The organism is Cupriavidus sp. HY129 (genome assembly GCF_059492215.1).
In genome coordinates, this window is record NZ_CP083256.1 from 183,402 (window position 1) to 204,032 (window position 20,631).

Genomic DNA, 20,631 nt, shown 5'->3' on the forward strand with positions numbered 1-20,631 from the left:
TCTTAGTCACGATATGCCTCCAGCACCATGTCGTGCTTGACTTGCACCATCATCTTCTGGCCCGGCTCGGTCGTGATCGTCGGACGGATGCTCTGGTTGCGGTTCAGGATGGTGGATGCGGTTTGCGCTGCAATCTGGCCGGCAGCATTGCCGTACGTCGTCAGGCCAGACGGTCCCACGGTTGTGGCTGTGTTGCTGTCATTAAAGCGTTGCTGAAGGACACCGATAACCAGGGCGCCACTGAAGATCTTCCAGAAATGGTTGTTGACGTCTCCACTGATGCCGGAGTGCCCGTTTGGGTCCGCCCCTTGCATACCCATGAGGGGCACCGTCTTCCCATTGGGCAACTGCATACGGACGAACGCGGCGAGGATGCGCTCCTGGCCGATCGTGACCTCGGCGCTGTAGGCACCTACCAGGGTGCTGCCGGCTGGGATCACCTTGCACCGCCCATTCACCGTGTCGTAGACGTCCTGCGAGACGGTCGCGCGGAATTCGCCCGGCTTGTCCGAATTGAGGCCGCCCGCGAACGTTGCCGGGATGACGAAGCCTCGGCTCAGCGTGCACTTCGGGAGCTTGCCGTCGAAGCCGGTGCGCAAGGTCGTCATGGCACCTGCTTCGCGGAGAAACTGCTTGTCCGGCGAGACGGCCAGTTCCGGCGCTTCCGGCGCCCCGTTGGCAGTGCTGGCACGGGCCACGGCGGCTTGCTGCAGCGCCCGCATCTGCGCGGGATCGGTCAGATCAGCAAGCCCGGCCGGCACCTTGGCCTGCCCGAGTTGGGACTTGCGCATGCCCTTCTTGAAGATCGAGGCCGTGAAGATATCGTCTTCTTCGTTCTTCTTCGCATCGGATGCTGCAGCTTTGGCCGGGGCGGCAAGATCCTTCGCCGTCATCACTGGCGCGCTGCCTGTGTCCGGCTTCACTGCCAGTGCGCGTTGGCGCTCCGCTTCAGCACGCGCCTTGGCCGCCTGATCACGAATCGTGGCCTCGAGCGTCTGCCCGTTGTCGCCGCTGCTGGCCCGTTGGCGCAGCTGCTCCGCCCGATCCTGCTCGGCCTTGGCATCGGACTGCTCTTCGCTGACCGACTGGAAGTAGTAGCCGAGCCCGCCCACCAGCAAGGCGGCGATCACGCCCAGCGCCATGACGATGTTGCGCGGCAGCTTTCCCTTGACGGTGCGCTCCTGCGCATCCGTCACATCGGAGACACCGGTGGACGATGTGCGATCGCGCATCAGAACAGCCCCAGGATGCGCCGGCGACCGCGCTCGACCTTGACCTCCTCGCTCCCGGAGCGCAGGGCGATGGCTTCCGCCAGCCGCTGTACGACCAGAAAGTCGCCACGGCGTATGAAGTTCACGACCACATAGTCGCTGCCGTCCTTGGCCAGCGGCACCGGCCAGTCCGCGCCCTTCGGTATCCGCAGCCACACCGCCTTGCCATCATCAAAGGCTGCCTCCGGCTTGAAGCTGGCGCTGCCCGAGATGGAATACTCGAAATTGAGCTGCTCAGGCCCTACGGCAAGGGCATCCGGATTGCGAACGCCCTCCAGATCAGCTCTCCCCTCGCCCCGCTCGCCTCTCGCATCACTACGCGCCTTGGCCTTGGCCGCAAACGTCGTGGGGATACGAAAGCGCACTTTCTGGTAGAAGATGCCGCCCAACGGCGACGATACGAGCGTGAACTCGTAGCTGCGCTTGTTGGTGTTCACTGAAAGGGTATTCACCAGACCCGCCGCTTGGGGCTTCACGTACAGATGGTTCAGGCCATCGGTTTCGTAGTCCCAACGAACGCTCTCACCCCACGCCGGCTCGCCAACGATCTGCTCGTCCTCGGGGAACTCGATCGTGGTCATCTTCAGCGGCGCGCTCAGCACACGAAAGATCTGGTCGCGGTTGTAGGTAAAGACGACGAGGCGGGAGTCACCCGGCAGCGCGATCGGCTCTACGCCGCCGTTAAAGGGGTTGGCCGGGTTCATGGCGTCGCTAATGTCGCCGATGCCGAGGCCCGCGACACTGGCGCCGACCCGGCGCACCGGCTTATCGGCGGCGTGCGCGTCCGGTATGGCAAGAGTCAGCGCCATCACAGCGGCGGCAACCAGGGAACTCAGCGGGGATGACTTGCGGATATCCATGAGCGTAGACCCGGCTTCATGCCGGCGATTTCTGGAGGCTGAAGAAAACGGGATGGACACCGAATGGATTCGTGCCAAGCACGGCGTCGCTCGTCGGCGGTTTTACCTGGTAGCGGAACGTCATCGCGTACCGCATCTTGCGCGGCTTGTAGCCGTCCTCCGTCGTGGTGGTAATGAATTCCACCGCGACGGTACTGTCGGGCAGGACGGCCACATTGGTTACCTTGACTTCGCGGACAAGGGTTGCCGACGCACCGACTTGCCGAAACGGTTCATCCTCTGCCACCCAATCCTCGAACTGCTTGCGAGAGGATCCGATCATCTGTTCGCGGACAGAACGCAGGTTGCGCGCCATCCGTGAGTCCTCGACCTGGGTTGTCAGGATCGGTTCGATGGTGAACCAGCGCGTCACGAGATCCTTGAGGGCCCATTGCAACTGAATGCCTTCCGGCTGGAACGCCTCAAGCTCTCGCACGATCGGCTTGCCGCTCGCATCCGCCGACACGCCTACAGCCTTCACGACCGAAGGCGGCGGTTCACGCGTCATGATCGCCGCCAACGCAATGCAGCCCAGGCCGAGGGTTGCGACCTTCCAATGGTTGCGCTCCACGGAGATTCTTGTGGTGCGATCGAAGATCAGCTGCTCGGGGCTTTCATTGCCATACATCCCTGGCGCAACGGCGAGGGGCTTGGCATTGTCGGAATCTTTGCGGAAGAAGCGCATGCTGCGGCAGTCCTTTGGGATGCCGCCAATTTAAGCAGTGAAGTCACCCCTTCAGGTCGCAGAAAGCCATGCGATTTTGCGCGGCTTTCCGAGAATCTCCGCGATCTCGCCAGATCACGCAGGACACTTGAGAGACCTCCGGACGCTGTAGCGACGCCTGGATCCTGCGACGGGCTTTGGGAGCCGGCTAGAGGCGTCGTTTGATGCTGCCTCTCCCGTCGCACCCTATATCCAACTGCCCCGAAGGAGGATTACCCGGAAAGCCGATGGTTTTGGTATCCCTTTCCGCGAAAACAGCATGAGCATGCTCAGACTTTCCTCTTCGCACCACACCAAGGCGTTGGCTCAGATCAGAGCCGTGCCGAAGAACCGTAGAAAGCTGGCAAAAGTCGTATATCTTTCAACGCGCCACACGATACATCGCCCGCCAACAATAGCGGGCATGGAATCCTCAGTCTCCAACCACCCCATATTGCAACTCAGCCAGCTCGAAGAAAGCGCGGTCGCGATGTTCTTTGAATCGCTCGCGCCAATACGCGCCTACATCGATGCGTCCGATGTGGCCGAGGTCATGGTCAACAGGCACGACAGCATCTGGGTGGAGCGGCGCGGCGAGATGACGCGATTGGACGTGAGGATCGAGCCCGCAAAGTTGGAAGGTGCTGTTCGCTCCCTGGCTTCCTCGGTGCAGAAGTCTGCGGTGCGGGGCACCGCACAAGGCATCATCAATGCGGGCCACAAAGGGCTTCGGATCGCCGCCGTCATGCAGCCCACAGCCATTGACGGCCATGCGCTGAGCATCCGCCGGCACCGCGAGACCAATCTCTCTCTTAGCGACTATGTGAAGGCGGGGGCCTTCTCGTCCCGGCACGCCTGCAGCAAACACACCGATCAGCCCATATTCACGGGCTCTGTCGAAGATGAAGCGCTCAAGGATGCCCTCATTGAGCTTGTCCTGCAGCGGAAGAACATCCTAGTCGCCGGCGGCACATCTTCCGGCAAGACCACATTCTTGAACGCACTGGTCGAGAACATTCCCGACGGCGAGCGTGTCCTGACCATCGAGGACACGATGGAACTCAAAACGCGGGTACCCAATACGGTCCGCCTGCTCTCCAACACCGACAAGAACGTGACCACCCAACAGCTGGTCGCGCTCGCCCTGCGATTCCGCCCCGACCGCATCCTCGTTGGCGAAGTCCGCGGCGGGGAGGCGTTCGACCTGCTGCAAGCGCTGAACACGGGTCACGACGGCGGCATGGCGTCGCTACACGCGAACAACGCCCGCTCGGCCCTCTCCCGCATGGAAAGCCTGGCGATGCTTGGCATCCCGCCAGGCTCTCGTTGGGAACTGGATGACATGCGCAAGCTCATCGCTGAGTGCTTTAACTACGTGGTGCATATGCGCCGCACCGGCGAAATGCGGCACGTCTCGGAAATCATCGAGATCAAGGGCTTCCGCAACAACGACTACGACATCGAACGCGTTTTCTAAACCAAGGAGTCTCTCCAATGTCTTCCCCGTTTGTTCAATGTGCCGCCAAGACGGCGCGCAAGTACGCCCCGTCGATGCTGGTCCTGGTCGGCATGCTGAGCGTGGCCACATCCGCCGTCGCGGCCGACTACGGGTTCCTCGGCAACCTCGGCGAATTCATCTGCGGCATCGCCACGTTCATCAACACGAAGTACCTCTTTGTCGCCGGTCTGATCCTGATCGTCCTGGGCGCTATCGGTATCGCCAACTCCGAGTCGACCATCATGAAGTTCGTCTCGGTGATCTGTATCGGTATCGGTCTTGCCGCTGCAGCCCCGGCGATCATGAAGACGCTCGGCGTTGCTGCCCAGTGCTCCGGATTCTGATATGCGCGAACACCACGTCAGCATTGGGCTATCCCGCCCTCGCCAAATCGGCGGGGCCGTGCGCGGACTGGCCATCGCCAACGGCACGGTGGTCGCTCTGCTGGTGTACGTGACGTTCCGCAGCGGCTGGAAGATCCCCGTCGCGGTGGTGCTGATGGGCATGGCGTTTCATGCGCTCTTGCGCTGGCTCACGACCCGGGATCCATGGTGGAACCAAATTCTGAACGTCTATAACCATTACGGCGATCTGTACGAGTCCACCCCGTGGCACGGCAAGCTGCATACCCTCTTTCGCCGTCCCTACGGCTTTGACAGCGACCTGCCATGCTGAAGTTAAAGCGCCGTCCCCTCTATGAGTTGGTGCCGTGGCTGACATCGATTACGCCGGAACTCGTCCTCAACAAGGATGGGTCGCTACTCGCTTCCTACGCGTTTCAGGGTGTGGACGCCGACAGCCCCGACAGCAATGACATCACGTCTGCGCGCAATCAGCTGGACCAGGCATGCCGTACGTTCGACAACCGGATTACCGCGTGGTGGAAGATCAGCCATCGGCGCGCTCGCGACTACGTTGAAGGAGAGTTCGCCTCGCAGGCCGACGAGCGTCTGGACGCCCTTAACCGGGCGCACATGACGACCGGCAAGTACTTCCACAATGCCCACTCGCTGGCACTCGCTTACACGCCGGAGAGCGGCATCGCGAAGTTCTTCGACAAGGCCGGTTTCCACATGACGGTCGGTGGCAAGTCCATCTACGCGGCGATCTTCGAGGCGACGAAGGACACGCTCTTCGCGCGCAGCGCCTTTGCCTTTGATCTGGAGAAGATCTCGACCGATGCGCGTCGCTTCGAGTCGATGCTCGACGCCTTCACCGGCGGCGTGCCGCGTCTGCGCACGCGCCGCCTTGTCATGCAGGAAAGCTACGCCGCCCTGCACCAGGCTGCCAATCCGAGCGTTCCGCCGAGGCGCATTCGCTACCCGGTGACGCTGCTCGACACCCACCTGACCGAATCCGAAGTGACCGTCGGCGCCGAGCGCCTGTTGTTCGAGTCCGCCCATGGCAAGCGGTACGCGGCAATCGTCGCCGTTAAGGAATGGATGAGCTTTCAGGAAGCGGCACTGGACAGCCTGATGCAGCTCGACGCCGAGCTCGATGTCTGCATCATGTATCGATTCCTCGACACGGCTCGCGCTGCGGCCTACATCGAAAAGGTGAGGCGCTTCTACAAGATGGCAGCGCTCAACATCCGCTCCATCCTGAAGCAGTACTTCGCCAAGGAAGAGGCCGAGAACGACGAGGGCCGCGAGGAACTGGCCAAGGAAGCTGGCAAAGCGCTCCAGCGGCTAACGGCCAAGAACACGCAGCACGGCTTTGCCAACATCTCCATCATCGTCTACGGTGATTCCGAGGCGGCCGTCGAGGACTCGGTCAGCGAGGTGGTTGGGGCGCTCACCAACGCTGGCTTCGGGGCAATCCGCGAGAAAGCCAATCTGATGGCCGCCTGGAACTCTACCCTGCCCGGCCGCTGGGACAAGCAGCGCCGACTGCAGTTCGTCGAGACGCCCGCGGTTTCCGACCTCGCCCCGGTCCGATCGGTCATGCCCGGCCCCTCGCGCAACGACTGGCTCTCGGACAAGGCAGGCAAGGAAGTGCCACCGCTGACCTGCCTGCCCACCCGCCATCGCACCGCGCAGCGTGTCGACCTGCACCAGCCCGGTGGAAATGCCCACCTGATCGTCATTGGCCCAATCGGTGCGGGTAAGTCCGTGTTCCTGAACTTCCTGGTTTCCCAGGCTGGCAGGCACGAAGCTCGCCGCATCCGATTCGACAAGGACAGATCCACTCGCATCACGGCGCTCCTGAGTGGCGGGAAGTTCATCGACATCACCGGCAAGTTCGAAGCGGCGACTCGGGTCAATCCGCTGTCGTTGTTGGCCGATCCTATGAACTTCACCTACGTCTCCGAGTGGGTGACGCTGGCCATTGAGGACGACTCCTTCACGCTTTCACCCCAGCAACGCCAGGATATCTTCGAGGCAGTGAAAATCCTTGCCGGATATGGGCGAGAGAGCTGGACCCTGGGCCGGCTCGCAACGCTGCTGCACGACAGCTTGCGGGAACGTCTGCAAATCTGGCTGCAAGGCGGACAGTACGGGCATTTCTTCGACCATGCCGAAGACGCGTTCGAGATCAGCGACAACCTGTCCATCGAGATGGGGGATCTGTTCCTGAACTATCCGCGGGCGGGCGCGCTGTTCATGGACTATGCGTTTTATCGCATCAGCCAGAGCCTCGGCACGCGATACACGATCATCGAGGTGGAAGAGCTGGGCTTCTTCTTCACCAACAAACGGTTCTACGAGCGGTTCGAAATGTGGATCGTGACCATCCGCAAGCTCAATGCGGCGCTCTGGGGTGCGACGCAATCGCTCAAACAACTGGCCCGGGTTGCCGACTTCGAGATCCTGAAAGAGAACGTCGGCAACTTCATCTACCTACCGAACAGCCAGGCGAACACCAGCAAGGACCTTTACAAGGAGAAGTTCGGCCTGACCGATGACCAGATCCAGATGGTCAACGATGCAGTACCGAATCGCGACTATCTGTGGATCACGCGCTCCCAGACCCGGATGCTGCAAAGCCCGTTCTCCGACGAGATGGTGGCGATGTTGCGCTCGGATGGTGTCGCGCAATCGATTCTTGATCGTCATTACGCGTCGGGTGCACCCGACTGGCAGCAAAGCTACGTGCGCGAAATGCTCGCGCGATCCGTCTAAGGAAAGTTCCAGTGAACAAGTGGTTCATCAAGGCCGCGGTCGCGGCATCCCTTCTTGTTTCGTCGGTGGCCCACGCCAGCGGGCTTCCCGTTATCGATGTGGCCAATCTGGTCCAGACGACGCGGACCGCCCTGCAATCGCTGAAAACGGAGATCTACGAGAACACAAACATTGCCTATCAATACCGGATGATGGCCAACCAGCTGCTGCAGGCCACCGGCATGGACCCCGTGCACCTGGCTGAACAGCTGGACGCCATCAAGGACGACATCGGCAAATACGACGTCTACGGCGTGACGCTGAAGGATCTCTATGGCACGGTTTCCGAGAATGCCGACTACCTGAGCAAGGTTCAGAGCATGGTGGCCGCATCCGGCAAATCCAGCGGTCAGTGGCTTGAAGATCAGCGCACGCTTCTCACCAACGGCGACAAGACCGCGAAGAACCTGTTCAACCTGGGCAACAGCGTCGTCAAGAACGTGCAGACCCAGGCGAAGCGACGCCAGAAGATCCAGAAGGAAATGAAGCTGACTGGAACGGCACAAGCTGCTGCCGAAGCGACGAATGAGATGCTGGATGTCCTCGCAAACCAGAACTCCGATCTGCTGCAGATCATGAGCGCCAAGACGCAGTCAGACGCCGACAAGGATCAAAAGGCACTGGCCGTCGAGGCCGAGTCGGTAGACGTCGCGCGCCGGCTGCAGGCAGAACGCGAACAGCAACGTCAGCGCATCCTGAACCTGAAATGAGCCACGCCTCGCTGATCCGACACAGCCTCTGTGCGATGCTCACCGCGCTCGTCTTCAGCTTCCTCACCCTCTTTTCCTGCGTTGCCGTCGCGCAGGAAGCGATCAGCAGTGGGGATAGCGCCACGGCTGCAAGTGCTGGCGCACCTGGTGAGGTCGGTCAAGGCATCAAGAAGGCGCTGGACAAGATGAACGGCCTGCGAAGCGGGCTCATCCAGGCTGCAGTTTGGCTCAGCGAGCGGACGCGACCTGACGCCAACAAGATCGCATTCGGACTCGGGGTAATCACCCTCGTCTTCGCCGGCCTACGATTCGCGGCAACGAGCGACGCAGTATCCGCGTGGACGGATCTCTTTGAGACCTTTCTGGTAGTTGGCATCTTCGCGTCTCTCTACGCCAGCTACACCAGCTTTGCGCCCGGGCTGTTTGTTTGGTTCAACGATCTCGCCCAAGCTATCAACGGGGGGGTAGACATCTACAACGTCCCAATCTCGTTGGCAAGGACCGGAGGTAGCTTCTACGACTCCGTGCTGAGGACACTACTCGCGGGGTTCGCCAACCCACTCAAACTGATTGATGCCGTCGTCTCAGCGATTCTGTTCGGCTTGGCATTCATTGCGGTGCTGATTGCGGCCTTGATCTACTCGTGGTTCATTCTGGTGGGTCACCTGCAGGTAGCCGTAGGCATCGTGGTGGGCCCACTAGCCGTCGCATTTGGCATGGCGGACGTCTCCCGAAAATACTTCACAGCGTGGCTGGACTACATGGTTACAGGATCGATGTATATGGTGGTCGCCGCCATCATCTCTCAGCTGGTGAGCGCCACACTGCTCAGCATCGTCTCAGACGTTGGCAACATCGGCACGGACACGCTTCTTGCTGCAAGCTACGCACTCAGTATTGCCATCCTATTGGGCTTTGTCGCGCTGGAGATTCCGAAGATCGCCGGATCTCTCTTCGGAACTGGTGGCGGGGTGAGTGGCACCGGTGGCATGAAGATGTTTGGGCGCGGAGCCTGGAACCTCGGCAGGAAGTTGGCAGGGAAATGATGACCCCTCACATTCACCTTTCCGCTTCCGATCTCCTTTCCTCCCAGGCAGACCGCGTCGCGCTCATCCGACAGTACGCCAACGAAGCGGATGGCGCGGACTTCAACAGCAAGTGGCTTGATGTGCTGGAGCGTTGTGCGACGTGGTTCTCCAGCATGCCGCTGCGCCACAACGAGCACGCCGAGGCCGGTGGTGCGTTCCGGGCAACGGTTGAGGCGGCCTACTTCGCCATGCGCCTGTCTGGCGCACAAAAGTTCGCGGCCAATCAGACGTCCGAACGGCGCAGGCAGTTGGAACCGCAATACCTGTATGCGCTGTTTCTCGCCGCCTGCTGCTCCCGCCTTGATGAGTCATGCCGACACTTCAAATTCTTTCGGGATAGGGATGGGGCGGAGTGGATCCCCGCCGTGCATGGAGCTTTCGGTCCGTGGCTAAGCGATGACACGTATCGCGTCACCCGTCGCGATGCGGTGCTCCCACTGGAGCGCATGCGCACCGCGTTGCTGGCGCGCGAGATTCTTGGTGCGGACCGGCTCGCACAGTTCGACGGCCAGGTCCTCGCTGATCTTTTTGGCGCCATCAACCCCGAGCCTCGACCGACCGGACTCGAGACCTTGCTTCAAAAGGTTGTCCGGCAGGCCATCGACACAGTGACACAGTTCGAGATCAAAGCCCGCCGCGCCGCCTTTGCGCCCGACAGGACGCCTGCACCGAGTGTCGAAGCGCTAGCCGCCGCGGTAGATTCGACCCAGATCAAGGCACCCGCCCCACCAGCACCGGCGCAAGCCGATTCGACACCCGGCCCGGAGAACGCGAGCACCGTGGTGGTGTCGCAGATGGAGAAGGAAGCAGGCCCTGGAACTGGCGAAGCCCAGTCTCAAGCCGAGACAGCCGAAGGCACGCAACGCGAGGTAGCGCGAAGCATCGTACAACTCGACGGCACCAAGTCGCTGCGCCCCGATCAGGCTGCCGACCCCTTCAAGGAAGCCTTGGAGGGTGCGTCCAACCTGATGCGCGAGTTCTTCAGGGCGCTAGCACAGGACGTGTCAGCGGGAAAGGTGAAAGTATCGTGGGTCGATAACAAGCTGGCAATTAGCAAGCGCATGCTCGGCAATTACGGCATCGCGTCCGAGACGCTCATCGACAACCTTCGCAAGTTCCAGCTGCTCTACAAGATCGTCGGCCAAGACATCCTTCTGGTTGACAAGGTGGCGAACCTCATTGCGTCCCCTCCGCAATCCCCAGAGAGCAGCGAGTGATGCACCACTACATCAATCACTTTCGGCCCATTTATGAATTCCGGGCCGCGATCGGGTGGCTTCTTGCCGCAGCTTTGATGTTGCTAAGCGATATGCCGAGCGCCGGGTATTTTTCCCTGTTCTGCGTTGGCATGCTGCTGTTCCGGTCTACACAGGTTTGGCGCGCGCTGAAGTTTCGGCTGGCCATCTCCACCAAGTGGCTTGCGGTCCTTCCGATCGAGGCGCTCCTCGCGCTGAGCGCTCGCATACGAAAGACCGACGATGCCATGTATCTTGGCACTGGCTTTGAGTGGACACAGAAGCATTGCCAGATCGCGCACGACATCCTTCGCATGCCGTCAAGCGATATTCCCGGCTTGCCGCGGTGGCTGCCGCAGCCTATAGTGGAGCGCGTCGAGAAACTGCTCGCGCCTGCGGGCAGCATTGCCGACCATTCGCCCCAGGGCAAATCATGGATACACGGCATGGAGCCGAAGAAGATCCAGGTGCCCTTTCACTACAAGGCGATGCCCGGCCATACATCGGTAAGCGGGACGACCGGCTCAGGCAAGACCCGGACCTACGAGGTCATTTCGACCCAGGTCATCCACAATCCCAACGACGTTTTAATCGTCATCGACCCGAAAAATGACGGCGAGTGGGTCGCACGTGTCAAGCGCGAGTGTGAGCGCACTGGGCGCAAATTTCTCTACTGGAAGCAGGCCGCTCCCTCGCAGTCCATCCGCCTGAACCCGTTAGAAAATTGGTCTCAACCCTCGGAAATCCCAACTCGCATCGCCCAGCTGATGGAGGAAGGACCCTTCCGCCAGTTCGCATTCTTGTTCATCGACCGCGCGGTAAAGGGCGAACTCTACGTCGGCGACAAGCCGAACCTGCGGTCAATCCTTCAATACGCCCAGAACGGCATTAACAATCTTCTGGATCGGGCCCTGCAGCGCTTCTTCCCTGAAGCCGGCAAGCCGGATTGGGAAGAGGAGGTGATGGGCTACATGCAACAGGCCGGCCAGCGCCCAGGCGGCACGCGCTTGGACGGGATGGCCCGGCTCTACATCGAGCGCTTCTCCGACAAGGGGAATGGCCACGAGGCTATCGATGGCCTCATCGCCACGTTCCAGCACGATCGGGACCACTACGGCCGCATCATCGCCTCTGCCCTGCCGTTGCTCCAGATGCTGGCCACCGGCGAGACGGGCCTCATGCTGGCGCCAAAGGCAGACGACTTCGACGATGACCGTGAGATCTGGGACATCGATAAGGTCATCAAGCAGAAGGCGGTGCTCTATGTCGGTGCGGATTCGCTCTCCAACTCTATGGTGGCCCAGGCTGTCATGTCGATGCTGCTAGCCGACATCGCTTCCGTCGCCGGTTCCATTTACAACTTCTACAAGAAGCCTCCAGAGATCGTCCTGATCGTCGACGAGGCAGCCGAGGCGATCAACGAGCAGATGCTGCAGATCCTGAACAAGGGCCGTGGCGCAGGCTTCAAGGCATTCGTCGCCTACCAGACACGCTCGGACTTCACCGCCAAACTGGGAAACGTGGCGAAGATGCAGCAGGTTTTAGGCAATCTGAACAACCAGCTCGTCTTACGATTGGAAGATATCGACACGGCCGAGTGGTTCTGCGAGAAGGCTGGCACCACGGCCATCCGGAATGTCGTGGTGTCGAGCAGCACAAGCACTGGCACCGAGGCGCATGTCGGGGAGTTCAGCGGTTCCGTGTCACGTTCGACCCAGCTTGAGAAAGCGCCATTGATTCCGCATGAGTTGATCATGCAGTTGCCCAACCTGCAGTACTTCCTGCGTATCTCCGGTGGCTCCGTCTACCAGGGTCGAATTCCAATTATCCAAGGTTAAAAGGTCAATGCGCACCAGCCTGTTCCGACAAATCGCCAAGGAATACAAACTCTCCGCGAAGCTCTCGCCCGTTTTCATCGTCTCGCCAGACCTGGACGACGTATGCACGCGGGTAGTCGAATACATCGGCGTGAACTTCCGCGTGCGTGAAGACCCGTTGGTCAAGGAGATGCTAACAGACGCTATCGCCGCCTGGCGCGCCGCTCGAAAGCATGGTGACGCCAACGCGGCCTTCATGAAAGGTCTGTTCGGCCGTGCCCACGATCTCTACGCCAAGCGCTACGCCGCATTCAAGGGCGAGAAGTACAACGTTTGGTATCCCTATCACGAGTCGATCCCCTCTTTCGAGCAACGCCAGCCCATCGGCTACGTCTGCCAGGTGGTAGACGAACCAGTTCCCGGGAATGTGACGCAGCGATGCGCAGCATTCCAGTTGGCCGCACGCGTGCTGACCGGGTACAGCTTTACCCGCTACTTCGAGAACTACGATGTCGCTCGAGACTTTGCATACTAAGGCGAGGCAATCGCTCGCTTCGCTGCGCAAGACCCAGCCGCGGATCGCCGCACGGCTCTTTCGCGTCGACGAGGCACTCGCGTTCGAAATGCAGGCGTGGATTTCCGCAGGGAATGCGGATACCCCGATACCAAGCGCATTCCTGCTCGGCAACGCGGCCCCGTGCTTCGCGCTGATTGGCATTGCGGCGCGTAAGCCGGCATTGTTCTGGGGCGCGCTCGCTGCGATCCCTGCGCTGCCTGTTCTGCTCGCTCTGCACTGGATCTGAGCCATGGCCAACAGTCGATTCGTCTCCCATGTTCGGATGTGGATGCTAGCCGCGCCGCTGATGATATGTGCCATCGCTCCGTTCATACAGGACGATGCCGTATTCGAAGTGAGTGAAGCGGAACAGGGTTCGGTTGAACATGTGCTCGGACAGCCCAAGGCGGACAAGGCAACGATGTTGGCTAACGACCGCTTTGATCGATGGTTTGTCCGGTCTGGTGCGTTGCGCGCATCGTTCTCCGGCTCGGATGCGAACACGGCGCTACCCGATGCCGGCGCATCCGAATTTGGGCGTGGTTGGATGCGGCACTTCTGGTTGACCATCTATCGAGCGGTCTATCGGTCGGCGGTTGCGCATTACTGGCTGTTTGGCGGCATGGTGCTGCTTGCTGCGCTGCTCAACGACGGCGCCGTGTCGAGAAGGATCCGAGCCGCCGGCGCTGGGTTCGCGAACCCGGTGACGTTCCATGTCGCCGCACATGGCTTGCTGCTGTGCTTCGGCTTCGGTGCATCCGCCCTGCTGCTTCCGATTTCCCTGCTGGCCTACTGGTGGACCTTAGGCGTCTGCCTGGTCGGCTTGCTCAGCTGGCGCCTTGCGGCGTCATTTCATGTCGGCAAGTAGTCGACACCATCTTTCTGAATGCCAAAGGCCAAGTGGCTGGCCATCCAAGGAGAAATTATGACCACTACCGATCTAATCCCTGCCGAGCTGCCCGCTACGGTCAGCGAACTGCTTGATCAGCCACTGGCCGCTGTTGCGGTCGACGTTGCCGGCACCGCGGATCGGCCCGATGACGTCGAGTCGGAGCTGCTTGAGATGGAGGCGTCTGCCGACGCCCTGCGGAAGGAAGGCATCATTTCAACGGCTGACCTGGAGAAGAAGAAGGCAGAGGTCGAGCGCACCCGCAAGCTGTTCCGCGAACTCTCGCCGGCAGACCGCCAAGCCATCGTTCGCCGGCGTCGCGAACTGGGTCGTCAAATTCTCGAGCGCGAGCTCGCTGGCGCGGCTGTCGTGGCCGTCGGACTGAAGTTGAATCACACCCGACTGCGGCCGCTGTTCGAGCAATGGTGGCCGTACATGAACCGCATGTCGCTCAACCTGCAGCGCTTCGGTCAGTCGACCTTCTCGCGCAGCGAATTATCGACCATCGAAACGTTCCTGGAGCGTGAGTTGGCAAAGCTCGAGGACTATGTCGACGAGCAGCTGCGCGTCGCAACCGCCTACCGCCAGCAACGCGAGCAGGAGATGCGGGCCAAGGACGACATCGTTTTCGAACCGACGATTACGCGGCCGTCCGTCGAGCTGGAGGTCCAGGCCTACTCTCGCTTTGCCGTCCGAGCGCTTCAGGTCCTCATCAAGTTCGACCAAACCATGGACCAGTTCGATTTCATGGTCTGGAACGGGATCCGCGACATGACGGACGTCAATGACGAGGTCACGAGGTTCCTGCGAAAGTTCCAGCCGCTCGGCCTCCGCTGCTATACGACACACCTGAAGCTGATGACCACCGTTCGCGGCGTCTGACTGTCCGCCTGCACGGTCCCGCTCAGTCACACCAAGTCCCACCAAGCCCTAGTTTCTACCCTCCGTTTAGAAGTAAGAGGATTGGCACTCTGTGGGACGCAGTGCCACTTGGTGATGGCTAGTGGGACCACGTGAGACATGATCTCACTTTCGAACGTATCAACAGACGTCGACATCTGCCCCGAGGTACCACTTCGGGGTACTTGCTGTTTTGAACCGGCACCAAGTGCCACTTACTGCCACACTGCGATCGCCATGTCGCTCGAAAAGGTATTGGAAGGACTGAACCCCGCCCAGCGCGAGGTGGTCGACCTGCGTCAGCACTGCGTCGCCGTGGCCGTGCCAGGCGCCGGAAAGACGGCGACGATTGCGGCGAAGGCAGCCGTGCTGCTCGCCAACCCAGACGTGACGGTGGGCGCGGTAACGTTCAGCAAGGACGCTGCGGTCGAATTGCGTGACCGTATCCTGGCGCTAGCCGGGGCCGATGCCAAGAAGCGACTGCTCGCGGGCACCTTCCATTCGCTGGCCTATAAGCAACTCGGGAAGGGAACCGGCAAGCTCACCGATATCGTCCACGACGGCGTTCGATTCGCTATCGTCGGGCAGATCCTGCAGGAAGGGGGATTTGATGGGAAGGTCGAGGATGCGATCGCTGCGATTGAGCGCGCCAAGATGCAACTGGCCGACCCGCCTTCAGGAACTGTGGAGGCTCAATTGTATGAGGCCTATCAGAGCGCCCTGGCCCGGAACGGCAAGATCGACTTTCAGGACATGCTGCGGTTGGCTGTAGCTGGGATGCAAAGCGGAACCATTGCGCCCTACCGTATGACGTACCTGCTGGTCGATGAGTACCAGGATTGCGACAGCTTGCAATCACGCTGGACGGCGCTGCACGCGGAGGCCGGTTCGATAGTGACGGTGGTCGGGGACGATGATCAATCGATCTACGGATTTCGAAGTGCGCTCGGATTTCGGGGCATGGAGGTATTCATCAAAGAGTTCGACGCACGGTCCGTCATCCTCGGGAAGAACTACCGCTCACACACTGAGATCCTGGACATCGCGGATCGTGTCATTCGAAACAACAAGGACCGTATCCTGAAGGAGCTGGTAGCCCATCGCGGGCCTGGCGGCGCTATCGAGTTCAAGCGATTTGAGGACGAGTACAAGGAAGCCGTTTCAGCCGTTGAGGCGCTGACACCGGTTTTGCGGGCTGGCAAAACGGCGGCCGTGCTGGCGCGGACGAACCGCATTCTCGATCCATTGGAGGCCGTCTGCCGCTCGCACGGTATCAAGTACTACCGGGCAACCGGCCGCTCTATCCTCGATCGCCCGGAGGCAGCGTTGATGGGGGACCTGCTGGAACTGATTCAGAAGTCCAAGAGCTCTGGCATCGATGCCCTGCTAGGTTTCGCCGGAATCAGCTCGCATGAGCTGCAGCTGCTACACACGCAGACTACGGCGAAGCCGGAGGGATCGATTCCGCGAAAAAAGGACCTGGTGCAGGCCGGGATCGCAGAACCAACAGTCGACAAGTATCGCGATTTCCTGAAGAAGCTGGCGGAATGGCAAGCGCTCTGTGAACGCGAGTTCCTTTCCCTCGTTCTCGATGGCGTGCGCGAATGGATGCTCAAGTTTGTGGCGGACGAGCCGGGCAAGCGCGCTATCAATACCGCATATGACGTCCTGACGCGGCTGAACGGTCCATTCTCGGAACGCGTGCTGTTTCTGCGCCAAAAGAATAACGAGCCGGCCGACGACGCCTTGGTGCTGACGACCATGCATGCCTCCAAGGGGCGCGAATGGTCGGCTGTTGTTGTGATCCGGGCCGAGGAAACCATCGTTCCGGACGAAGCCAGTCCGGAGAGTGAGGAGCGGCGACTTTTCTACGTTGCCCTCACGCGCGCCCGCGACTGGCTGCAGATTTCTACGGCAAAGAAGAACCCCACGTCCCGGTTCGTTGTTGAAGCCGGGCTAACTTGATTTATTAAGCAACCGATCGTTCGTGGCGTCTGATGGTTGCGAGCTCCCTGCCATCGCGCGTGCCATAGCCGTCCGGCACTTCATTTTTGTGCGTAGCGGTGGCACTCGGATTTCAAGGAGGGGTTGTTGAGCCCGTAGGCATCCTCATAAGCGAAAAAAGCCTGGAGTCCGCATGCTCCAGGCTTTTAATCGGCATTGACAAAAGGCGTAGCGGGCTTCAAAACCCTCTTGACTCGTCCAACAACAAGACAGTCTGAGTTTATGAAGCCCACCCTTCGTTGTCAATGCTCCCCACAAGTTTGCGCATTGATCGAAGAAGATGAGATATCGCTTCGACGGGCTTCCTATTGCCCGAAGAACAACAACGTGTGGCGGTGCGCCGCACTCTCCGGCCCCTGTCGAAAGCCACGGTTCGCAAGCCAAGCCAGCCAGGTGCGATGCCGGCCGGCTGCCGGAGCGGATTCTCAGAGCGATCGCGTTGGTCTACGAGTCCGATGGGCTCCGCGCTTTGCACATCACCAATCGCCAAGTCTTGGCAACGCTCATCCGCTTCGCCCTGAACCAGAAGGATCCCACCTCGCTCGCCTTCATAAAGAAGGCAACGATTGCGCAGCACCTCGCGATTAGCGAGGCCACTGTCTATCGGGCGCTTGGCGCACTTGAAGACGCCGGGCTTATTGAGCGTGAAAGGCAGCAACGCACGAGGACGCAACTCGAGGTTGTCGGGCGCATCGGGTTCACCGCAAAGTTGCTACAGTGCATCGGGATCGCTAGCCGGGAGCTTGGGCACCCAGAACCTCGAACGGGCTCCGATGAGTCGCGGTCCAGCTCCGCATGTCTCGCACCGGTGAGTGGCGTAAACAACCCCAACCAGTCTTCTACGAAGAAACATTCGGGGCCGAGAGAGTTTGTGCAAATTGATGATCGGGCCGTGCCCATTGATCTAGCGCCTCTCGTGCGTGACCAAGAGCTGACGACGTCCGCCCTCTTCCTTTTGATGCGGCTCGCGAGGGAGGCCGGCCACCGACTGTCGGACGTTGTTTCGGCAGCGGGTCACTTTCTTGGTCCACTCCGGGGACGAGAGCTGTTCGCCTACCTCAAGTCTCTCCTCGGAAGGCCCATAGACTATAGGCATGTCGTCCAAACTCGGAAGGCCCAAGAAGACGAGAGGCGCGCAACCGCCGCGCAGGCGGCACAAGACCGGCTGGAGGTTGCCCAACTCATTGAGCGATACCGTGGGCGACGGGTGTCTGCACCCGACGGTCGGATCTATGAGGTCGACTCGGCGTCGATTGTGATCACCGAGGCCAACGGTCGCCGTAATTCATTAGGGCATGAGCAAGCGCGTGCCTGGCTGATCGAGATGGACAGAGCTGCGACTGGGCTCTCGCGTGCCCTAGCCCAGCCGTCGTCAGCGAAACGGTCATCGTCGGCCATGGCACAGGCCGCTATTGAGCAAGTTCGCGGCATCCTCGGTGGCAGACCTCCTTCCAACATGTTCAGTCGGCCTGCTTAATGAGGGCATCGGCGTTGCGCATTTGGTGGGCCGGGTGGGATTTGAACCCACGGTGTCCTCTCGGAGGCGGATTATGAGTCCGCTGCCTGCAACCAGCACGGCGTCCGGCCCTGAGTATTGCGCACCTGCACTTCCAGGTGCGGCGATTGTATGCGTGCAGCCGAGGTTGGTGGGGGCCGGCCCGCAATAGAGCGGACGCCGCCGTGGCCTAATTTGTCACGCGATACCGCTTGATGCCGGTGAGCGCGGTCCACGCTGCGCGGCGTTAGGCCGGCTTTCCGTCACTAAAGAACGTTGTCCTGACTATTCGCACGGCTGCGGGCAGCCTTCCTCAGCTCACCGGCCACAAATGAACAGAATGAAGTGGCAATATTTGGTCGCTCCATAATGTTCTTTGCGTTTATGTCCGCAGGTTTGAGACCTTGACGCTCGATCGTTCGCGTCCCAATCGTCTTCGTCGTGACGAACTTACGGACTAGGTCTTCACGGGTCGTCATCTCGGCGCTCTCAAAATAGTCTCGAGCCGCGCGGACTTCCTCCAGCCTGCGACGCTCTGCGGCGGCGTCTGCCGCTGCAACGCTCGCCGCGACCGCGGTCTGCGCAGCAGACTTCGATTCGACTTCCTCCTTAGCCTTGTCTGCGAGCTTGGCTTGAACTCTCTCAACTTCCTTGTCTGCTTCGGAAACGCGATAGTCGTTTGCGATTGCATCCAACAAATAGCCTGATGCTCGCTTGACCTTGTCACCGGAACGGATACGCCATCGAACGTATTCGATAGCCTGCTGAATCCTCTCATCCGTCCAGACGCTGCGGTTATCCGCGATTCGCTCGAACTGAGAGTCAGTCAGTGCAAACTCCTTCTCCAATGCCTGGAAGAGCGCCACCGAATTAAGCATGGCCGCTTTGGACGCCAGGGCGGCATCCTTTCGCTTCATCTGGAAACGAATCTGGTCTTTCTTCCTAGACCGGGGTGTCCCCGCACGGGTCTCATAGGACAGTTCAATGTCGGAAAGCTCGTTGATTTGGCTTACTGCTTTGTCAAGGTAGTCACGCTTGAAGTACTTGAACTCCGCGTTATTGGCCCATGACTTGCCCGGTAGATTCCGCACAACATCGAGGGGCAACCAGTCCGTCCGCTCGTCCGATACGTTGGGCAGGATGTGGTCATAGATGGCGCGAGCGTAGATGAGCGTGAACTTCGACGTGACCAGAAGGCTCGTCCAATACGAATTCTCCGGGTCTTTGATGAGCCGTTGAAGCTCTACAGGGACACGGAATCGAATCCGTCCGTCCCTCACACTGACCCGACCGATCAATTCGAGCCAGTCGCCCTCTTCGTCTGAGACCCGCACGGTATCGACATCAGGATTGCGGGCATCGCTGTCAGTCTCGTCGCCGTCATGTGCCGCACCGGGGCTTTCAAGGAGACGGCCGCTCGCGTCCACCGACACAACGGGTGCGCTGGTCACTTCGAGCATCGACGACTTCACGCTGCGAATAACGCTCGAAAAGTGTTTCCTGTTCTTGCTGTCATAGCGCATCAGCCATTTGAAAAAGCTTAGCGAGACTTCGTAGCCTTCCTTGACCTCGGGTTCCTGCGCCACGATAAAGTACGCAGCGTCGACAAACCGGCGAGCGGACATCCCCAGTCCGACAATGCGAGCGAAGACCTTGTTTTTGTGGTAGCCAATATCCTTGTCGGTGGCGACCTCATGTATGGCTGTCTGTGCGGGCGCCATCTCGACGAATAAGTCGAGCGCGTACTGTAGTGGTGTCACCCGCTTTGCTACGCTGCTTGCCATGCCGGGATTCCTGAGAGGGCAGCTTGTTTACGTTATGAATTGCACGAGACTTTAGTCAGGTGATGGTGAGATGTCAATGTGGACTCATCTCACCTGGAATAGGTGCCTCGTGTCGGCCGAGGTACATGATCTCTCACCTTGGTACACAATCTCTCACCTCACGATCGTCGGCTGGTTGAAATTGCTTTTATAAAACAAGCGTATACGAGAGATGTCCACAGGAGTGAATCAAAATCTCTCACCTGAACTACCTATCTGGTCTCTTTTCTCACCTTCGGCTCCGCGATCTCTCCCTTTAGACGTATACAACTACCACCTGAGGGAACAAAGTTTCTCACCTTGCGGTAGGCGTATCCCTCACTTTTGGCTGATAAGTTTTTGATTTTTATGAGGATCACCCTGCTCTGTTTGTAGGTTTGTTGGTTTTTCTTTGTTTACAACACAAACAAACAAACAGACGCCAGTCAAAATTCGGTCGCCATGGGTGGGAGCTGCAGGTGACTGAGTCCCACGCGAGATCCATTGAAGGTGAGAGATTTTGTGCCGCAGCTGTTCGGGCGCTGAAGTCAAGGTGTTATCCGAAGGTGAGAGATTTTGTAACCTGCGATCGCACTTGAGTTT

General features: G+C 59.8%; 17 protein-coding genes and 1 tRNA gene. 13 read left to right on the forward strand and 5 right to left on the reverse strand.

Annotated features, from left to right (window positions below):
• Window positions 1-2: 2 nt before the first annotated feature.
• The 3 genes from K6G35_RS29815 to K6G35_RS29825 are packed head-to-tail and all read right to left on the reverse strand — an operon-like array spanning window position 3 to window position 2,855.
• Window positions 3-1,232, reverse strand: a complete 1,230-nt coding sequence (locus K6G35_RS29815) for a TraB/TrbI/VirB10 family type IV secretion system protein (RefSeq protein ID WP_058698200.1) — start codon at window positions 1,230-1,232, stop codon at window positions 3-5.
• Complete coding sequence (locus K6G35_RS29820; RefSeq protein WP_058698201.1) at window positions 1,232-2,131, reverse strand: TrbG/VirB9 family P-type conjugative transfer protein; 900 nt, start codon at window positions 2,129-2,131, stop codon at window positions 1,232-1,234. The genes K6G35_RS29815 and K6G35_RS29820 overlap by 1 nt, the downstream gene beginning before the upstream one ends.
• A gap of 16 nt (window positions 2,132-2,147) precedes the next feature.
• Window positions 2,148-2,855 (reverse strand): VirB8/TrbF family protein, encoded by a 708-nt coding sequence (locus K6G35_RS29825; protein ID WP_058698202.1) that lies wholly within the window; start codon window positions 2,853-2,855, stop codon window positions 2,148-2,150.
• 442 nt (window positions 2,856-3,297) lie between these two features.
• On the opposite strand from K6G35_RS29825, the gene K6G35_RS29830 reads away from it, so the two are divergent.
• The 13 genes from K6G35_RS29830 to K6G35_RS29890 all read left to right on the forward strand — a co-directional run bounded on the left by K6G35_RS29830 (window position 3,298) and on the right by K6G35_RS29890 (window position 16,692).
• Window positions 3,298-4,350 (forward strand): TadA family conjugal transfer-associated ATPase, encoded by a 1,053-nt coding sequence (locus K6G35_RS29830; protein WP_058698203.1) that lies wholly within the window; start codon window positions 3,298-3,300, stop codon window positions 4,348-4,350.
• 17 nt (window positions 4,351-4,367) lie between these two features.
• Complete coding sequence (locus tag K6G35_RS29835) at window positions 4,368-4,715, forward strand: TrbC/VirB2 family protein (protein ID WP_058698204.1); 348 nt, start codon at window positions 4,368-4,370, stop codon at window positions 4,713-4,715.
• Between the two features lies 1 nt (window position 4,716).
• Entirely contained in the window at window positions 4,717-5,046 is a 330-nt protein-coding gene (locus K6G35_RS29840) for a VirB3 family type IV secretion system protein (RefSeq protein WP_058698205.1), read from the forward strand.
• Window positions 5,040-7,493, forward strand: coding sequence for a VirB4 family type IV secretion system protein (locus K6G35_RS29845; RefSeq protein ID WP_058698206.1), 2,454 nt, complete (start codon window positions 5,040-5,042; stop codon window positions 7,491-7,493). Before K6G35_RS29840 ends, K6G35_RS29845 begins: the two co-directional genes overlap by 7 nt.
• 11 nt (window positions 7,494-7,504) lie before the next feature.
• On the forward strand, window positions 7,505-8,242 hold the full coding sequence (locus tag K6G35_RS29850; protein WP_070940838.1) for a TrbJ/VirB5 family protein: 738 nt from the start codon (window positions 7,505-7,507) through the stop codon (window positions 8,240-8,242).
• Window positions 8,239-9,288, forward strand: coding sequence for a type IV secretion system protein (locus K6G35_RS29855; protein ID WP_058698208.1), 1,050 nt, complete (start codon window positions 8,239-8,241; stop codon window positions 9,286-9,288). Before K6G35_RS29850 ends, K6G35_RS29855 begins: the two co-directional genes overlap by 4 nt.
• Window positions 9,288-10,547 carry a TraI domain-containing protein gene (locus K6G35_RS29860; RefSeq protein WP_058698256.1) on the forward strand — a complete coding sequence of 420 codons (1,260 nt, stop codon included), beginning with the start codon at window positions 9,288-9,290 and terminating at the stop codon, window positions 10,545-10,547. The genes K6G35_RS29855 and K6G35_RS29860 overlap by 1 nt, the downstream gene beginning before the upstream one ends.
• The gene (gene traD, locus K6G35_RS29865) at window positions 10,547-12,403 is read left to right on the forward strand and encodes a conjugative transfer system coupling protein TraD (RefSeq protein WP_058698209.1); all 1,857 of its coding nucleotides are present in this window, start codon (window positions 10,547-10,549) and stop codon (window positions 12,401-12,403) included. The genes K6G35_RS29860 and traD overlap by 1 nt, the downstream gene beginning before the upstream one ends.
• 7 nt (window positions 12,404-12,410) lie before the next feature.
• Window positions 12,411-12,917, forward strand: coding sequence for a hypothetical protein (locus K6G35_RS29870; RefSeq protein WP_058698210.1), 507 nt, complete (start codon window positions 12,411-12,413; stop codon window positions 12,915-12,917).
• On the forward strand, window positions 12,892-13,185 hold the full coding sequence (locus K6G35_RS29875) for a hypothetical protein (RefSeq protein WP_233528063.1): 294 nt from the start codon (window positions 12,892-12,894) through the stop codon (window positions 13,183-13,185). The genes K6G35_RS29870 and K6G35_RS29875 overlap by 26 nt, the downstream gene beginning before the upstream one ends.
• A gap of 3 nt (window positions 13,186-13,188) precedes the next feature.
• Complete coding sequence (locus K6G35_RS29880) at window positions 13,189-13,806, forward strand: IncC plasmid conjugative DNA transfer DtrJ family protein (RefSeq protein ID WP_058698211.1); 618 nt, start codon at window positions 13,189-13,191, stop codon at window positions 13,804-13,806.
• Between the two features lie 57 nt (window positions 13,807-13,863).
• Window positions 13,864-14,709 (forward strand): hypothetical protein, encoded by an 846-nt coding sequence (locus K6G35_RS29885; RefSeq protein WP_058698212.1) that lies wholly within the window; start codon window positions 13,864-13,866, stop codon window positions 14,707-14,709.
• 255 nt (window positions 14,710-14,964) lie between these two features.
• A complete protein-coding gene (locus K6G35_RS29890) occupies window positions 14,965-16,692 on the forward strand; it encodes an ATP-dependent helicase (RefSeq protein ID WP_058698213.1) in 1,728 nt (575 codons plus the stop codon).
• 1,539 nt (window positions 16,693-18,231) lie between these two features.
• On the opposite strand, the gene K6G35_RS29895 is transcribed toward K6G35_RS29890, so the two are convergent.
• Both K6G35_RS29895 and K6G35_RS29900 read right to left on the reverse strand, forming a co-directional pair.
• Window positions 18,232-18,319 (reverse strand) — tRNA-Ile (locus tag K6G35_RS29895).
• Between the two features lie 173 nt (window positions 18,320-18,492).
• The gene (locus tag K6G35_RS29900) at window positions 18,493-20,010 is read right to left on the reverse strand and encodes a replication initiation protein (RefSeq protein ID WP_058698215.1); all 1,518 of its coding nucleotides are present in this window, start codon (window positions 20,008-20,010) and stop codon (window positions 18,493-18,495) included.
• Between the last annotated feature and the right edge of the window lie 621 nt (window positions 20,011-20,631).

Bases quoted from the DNA above. Each gene is read 5' to 3' on its own strand.
- K6G35_RS29815 (WP_058698200.1), bottom strand. From the start codon at position 1,232: ATGCGCGATCGCACATCGTCCACCGGTGTCTCCGATGTGACGGATGCG.
- K6G35_RS29820 (WP_058698201.1), bottom strand. From the start codon at position 2,131: ATGGATATCCGCAAGTCATCCCCGCTGAGTTCCCTGGTTGCCGCCGCT.
- K6G35_RS29825 (WP_058698202.1), bottom strand. From the start codon at position 2,855: ATGCGCTTCTTCCGCAAAGATTCCGACAATGCCAAGCCCCTCGCCGTT.
- K6G35_RS29830 (WP_058698203.1), top strand. From the start codon at position 3,298: ATGGAATCCTCAGTCTCCAACCACCCCATATTGCAACTCAGCCAGCTC.
- K6G35_RS29835 (WP_058698204.1), top strand. From the start codon at position 4,368: ATGTCTTCCCCGTTTGTTCAATGTGCCGCCAAGACGGCGCGCAAGTAC.
- K6G35_RS29840 (WP_058698205.1), top strand. From the start codon at position 4,717: ATGCGCGAACACCACGTCAGCATTGGGCTATCCCGCCCTCGCCAAATC.
- K6G35_RS29845 (WP_058698206.1), top strand. From the start codon at position 5,040: ATGCTGAAGTTAAAGCGCCGTCCCCTCTATGAGTTGGTGCCGTGGCTG.
- K6G35_RS29855 (WP_058698208.1), top strand. From the start codon at position 8,239: ATGAGCCACGCCTCGCTGATCCGACACAGCCTCTGTGCGATGCTCACC.
- K6G35_RS29860 (WP_058698256.1), top strand. From the start codon at position 9,288: ATGACCCCTCACATTCACCTTTCCGCTTCCGATCTCCTTTCCTCCCAG.
- traD (WP_058698209.1), top strand. From the start codon at position 10,547: ATGCACCACTACATCAATCACTTTCGGCCCATTTATGAATTCCGGGCC.
- K6G35_RS29870 (WP_058698210.1), top strand. From the start codon at position 12,411: ATGCGCACCAGCCTGTTCCGACAAATCGCCAAGGAATACAAACTCTCC.
- K6G35_RS29875 (WP_233528063.1), top strand. From the start codon at position 12,892: ATGTCGCTCGAGACTTTGCATACTAAGGCGAGGCAATCGCTCGCTTCG.
- K6G35_RS29880 (WP_058698211.1), top strand. From the start codon at position 13,189: ATGGCCAACAGTCGATTCGTCTCCCATGTTCGGATGTGGATGCTAGCC.
- K6G35_RS29885 (WP_058698212.1), top strand. From the start codon at position 13,864: ATGACCACTACCGATCTAATCCCTGCCGAGCTGCCCGCTACGGTCAGC.
- K6G35_RS29890 (WP_058698213.1), top strand. From the start codon at position 14,965: ATGTCGCTCGAAAAGGTATTGGAAGGACTGAACCCCGCCCAGCGCGAG.
- K6G35_RS29900 (WP_058698215.1), bottom strand. From the start codon at position 20,010: ATGGCAAGCAGCGTAGCAAAGCGGGTGACACCACTACAGTACGCGCTC.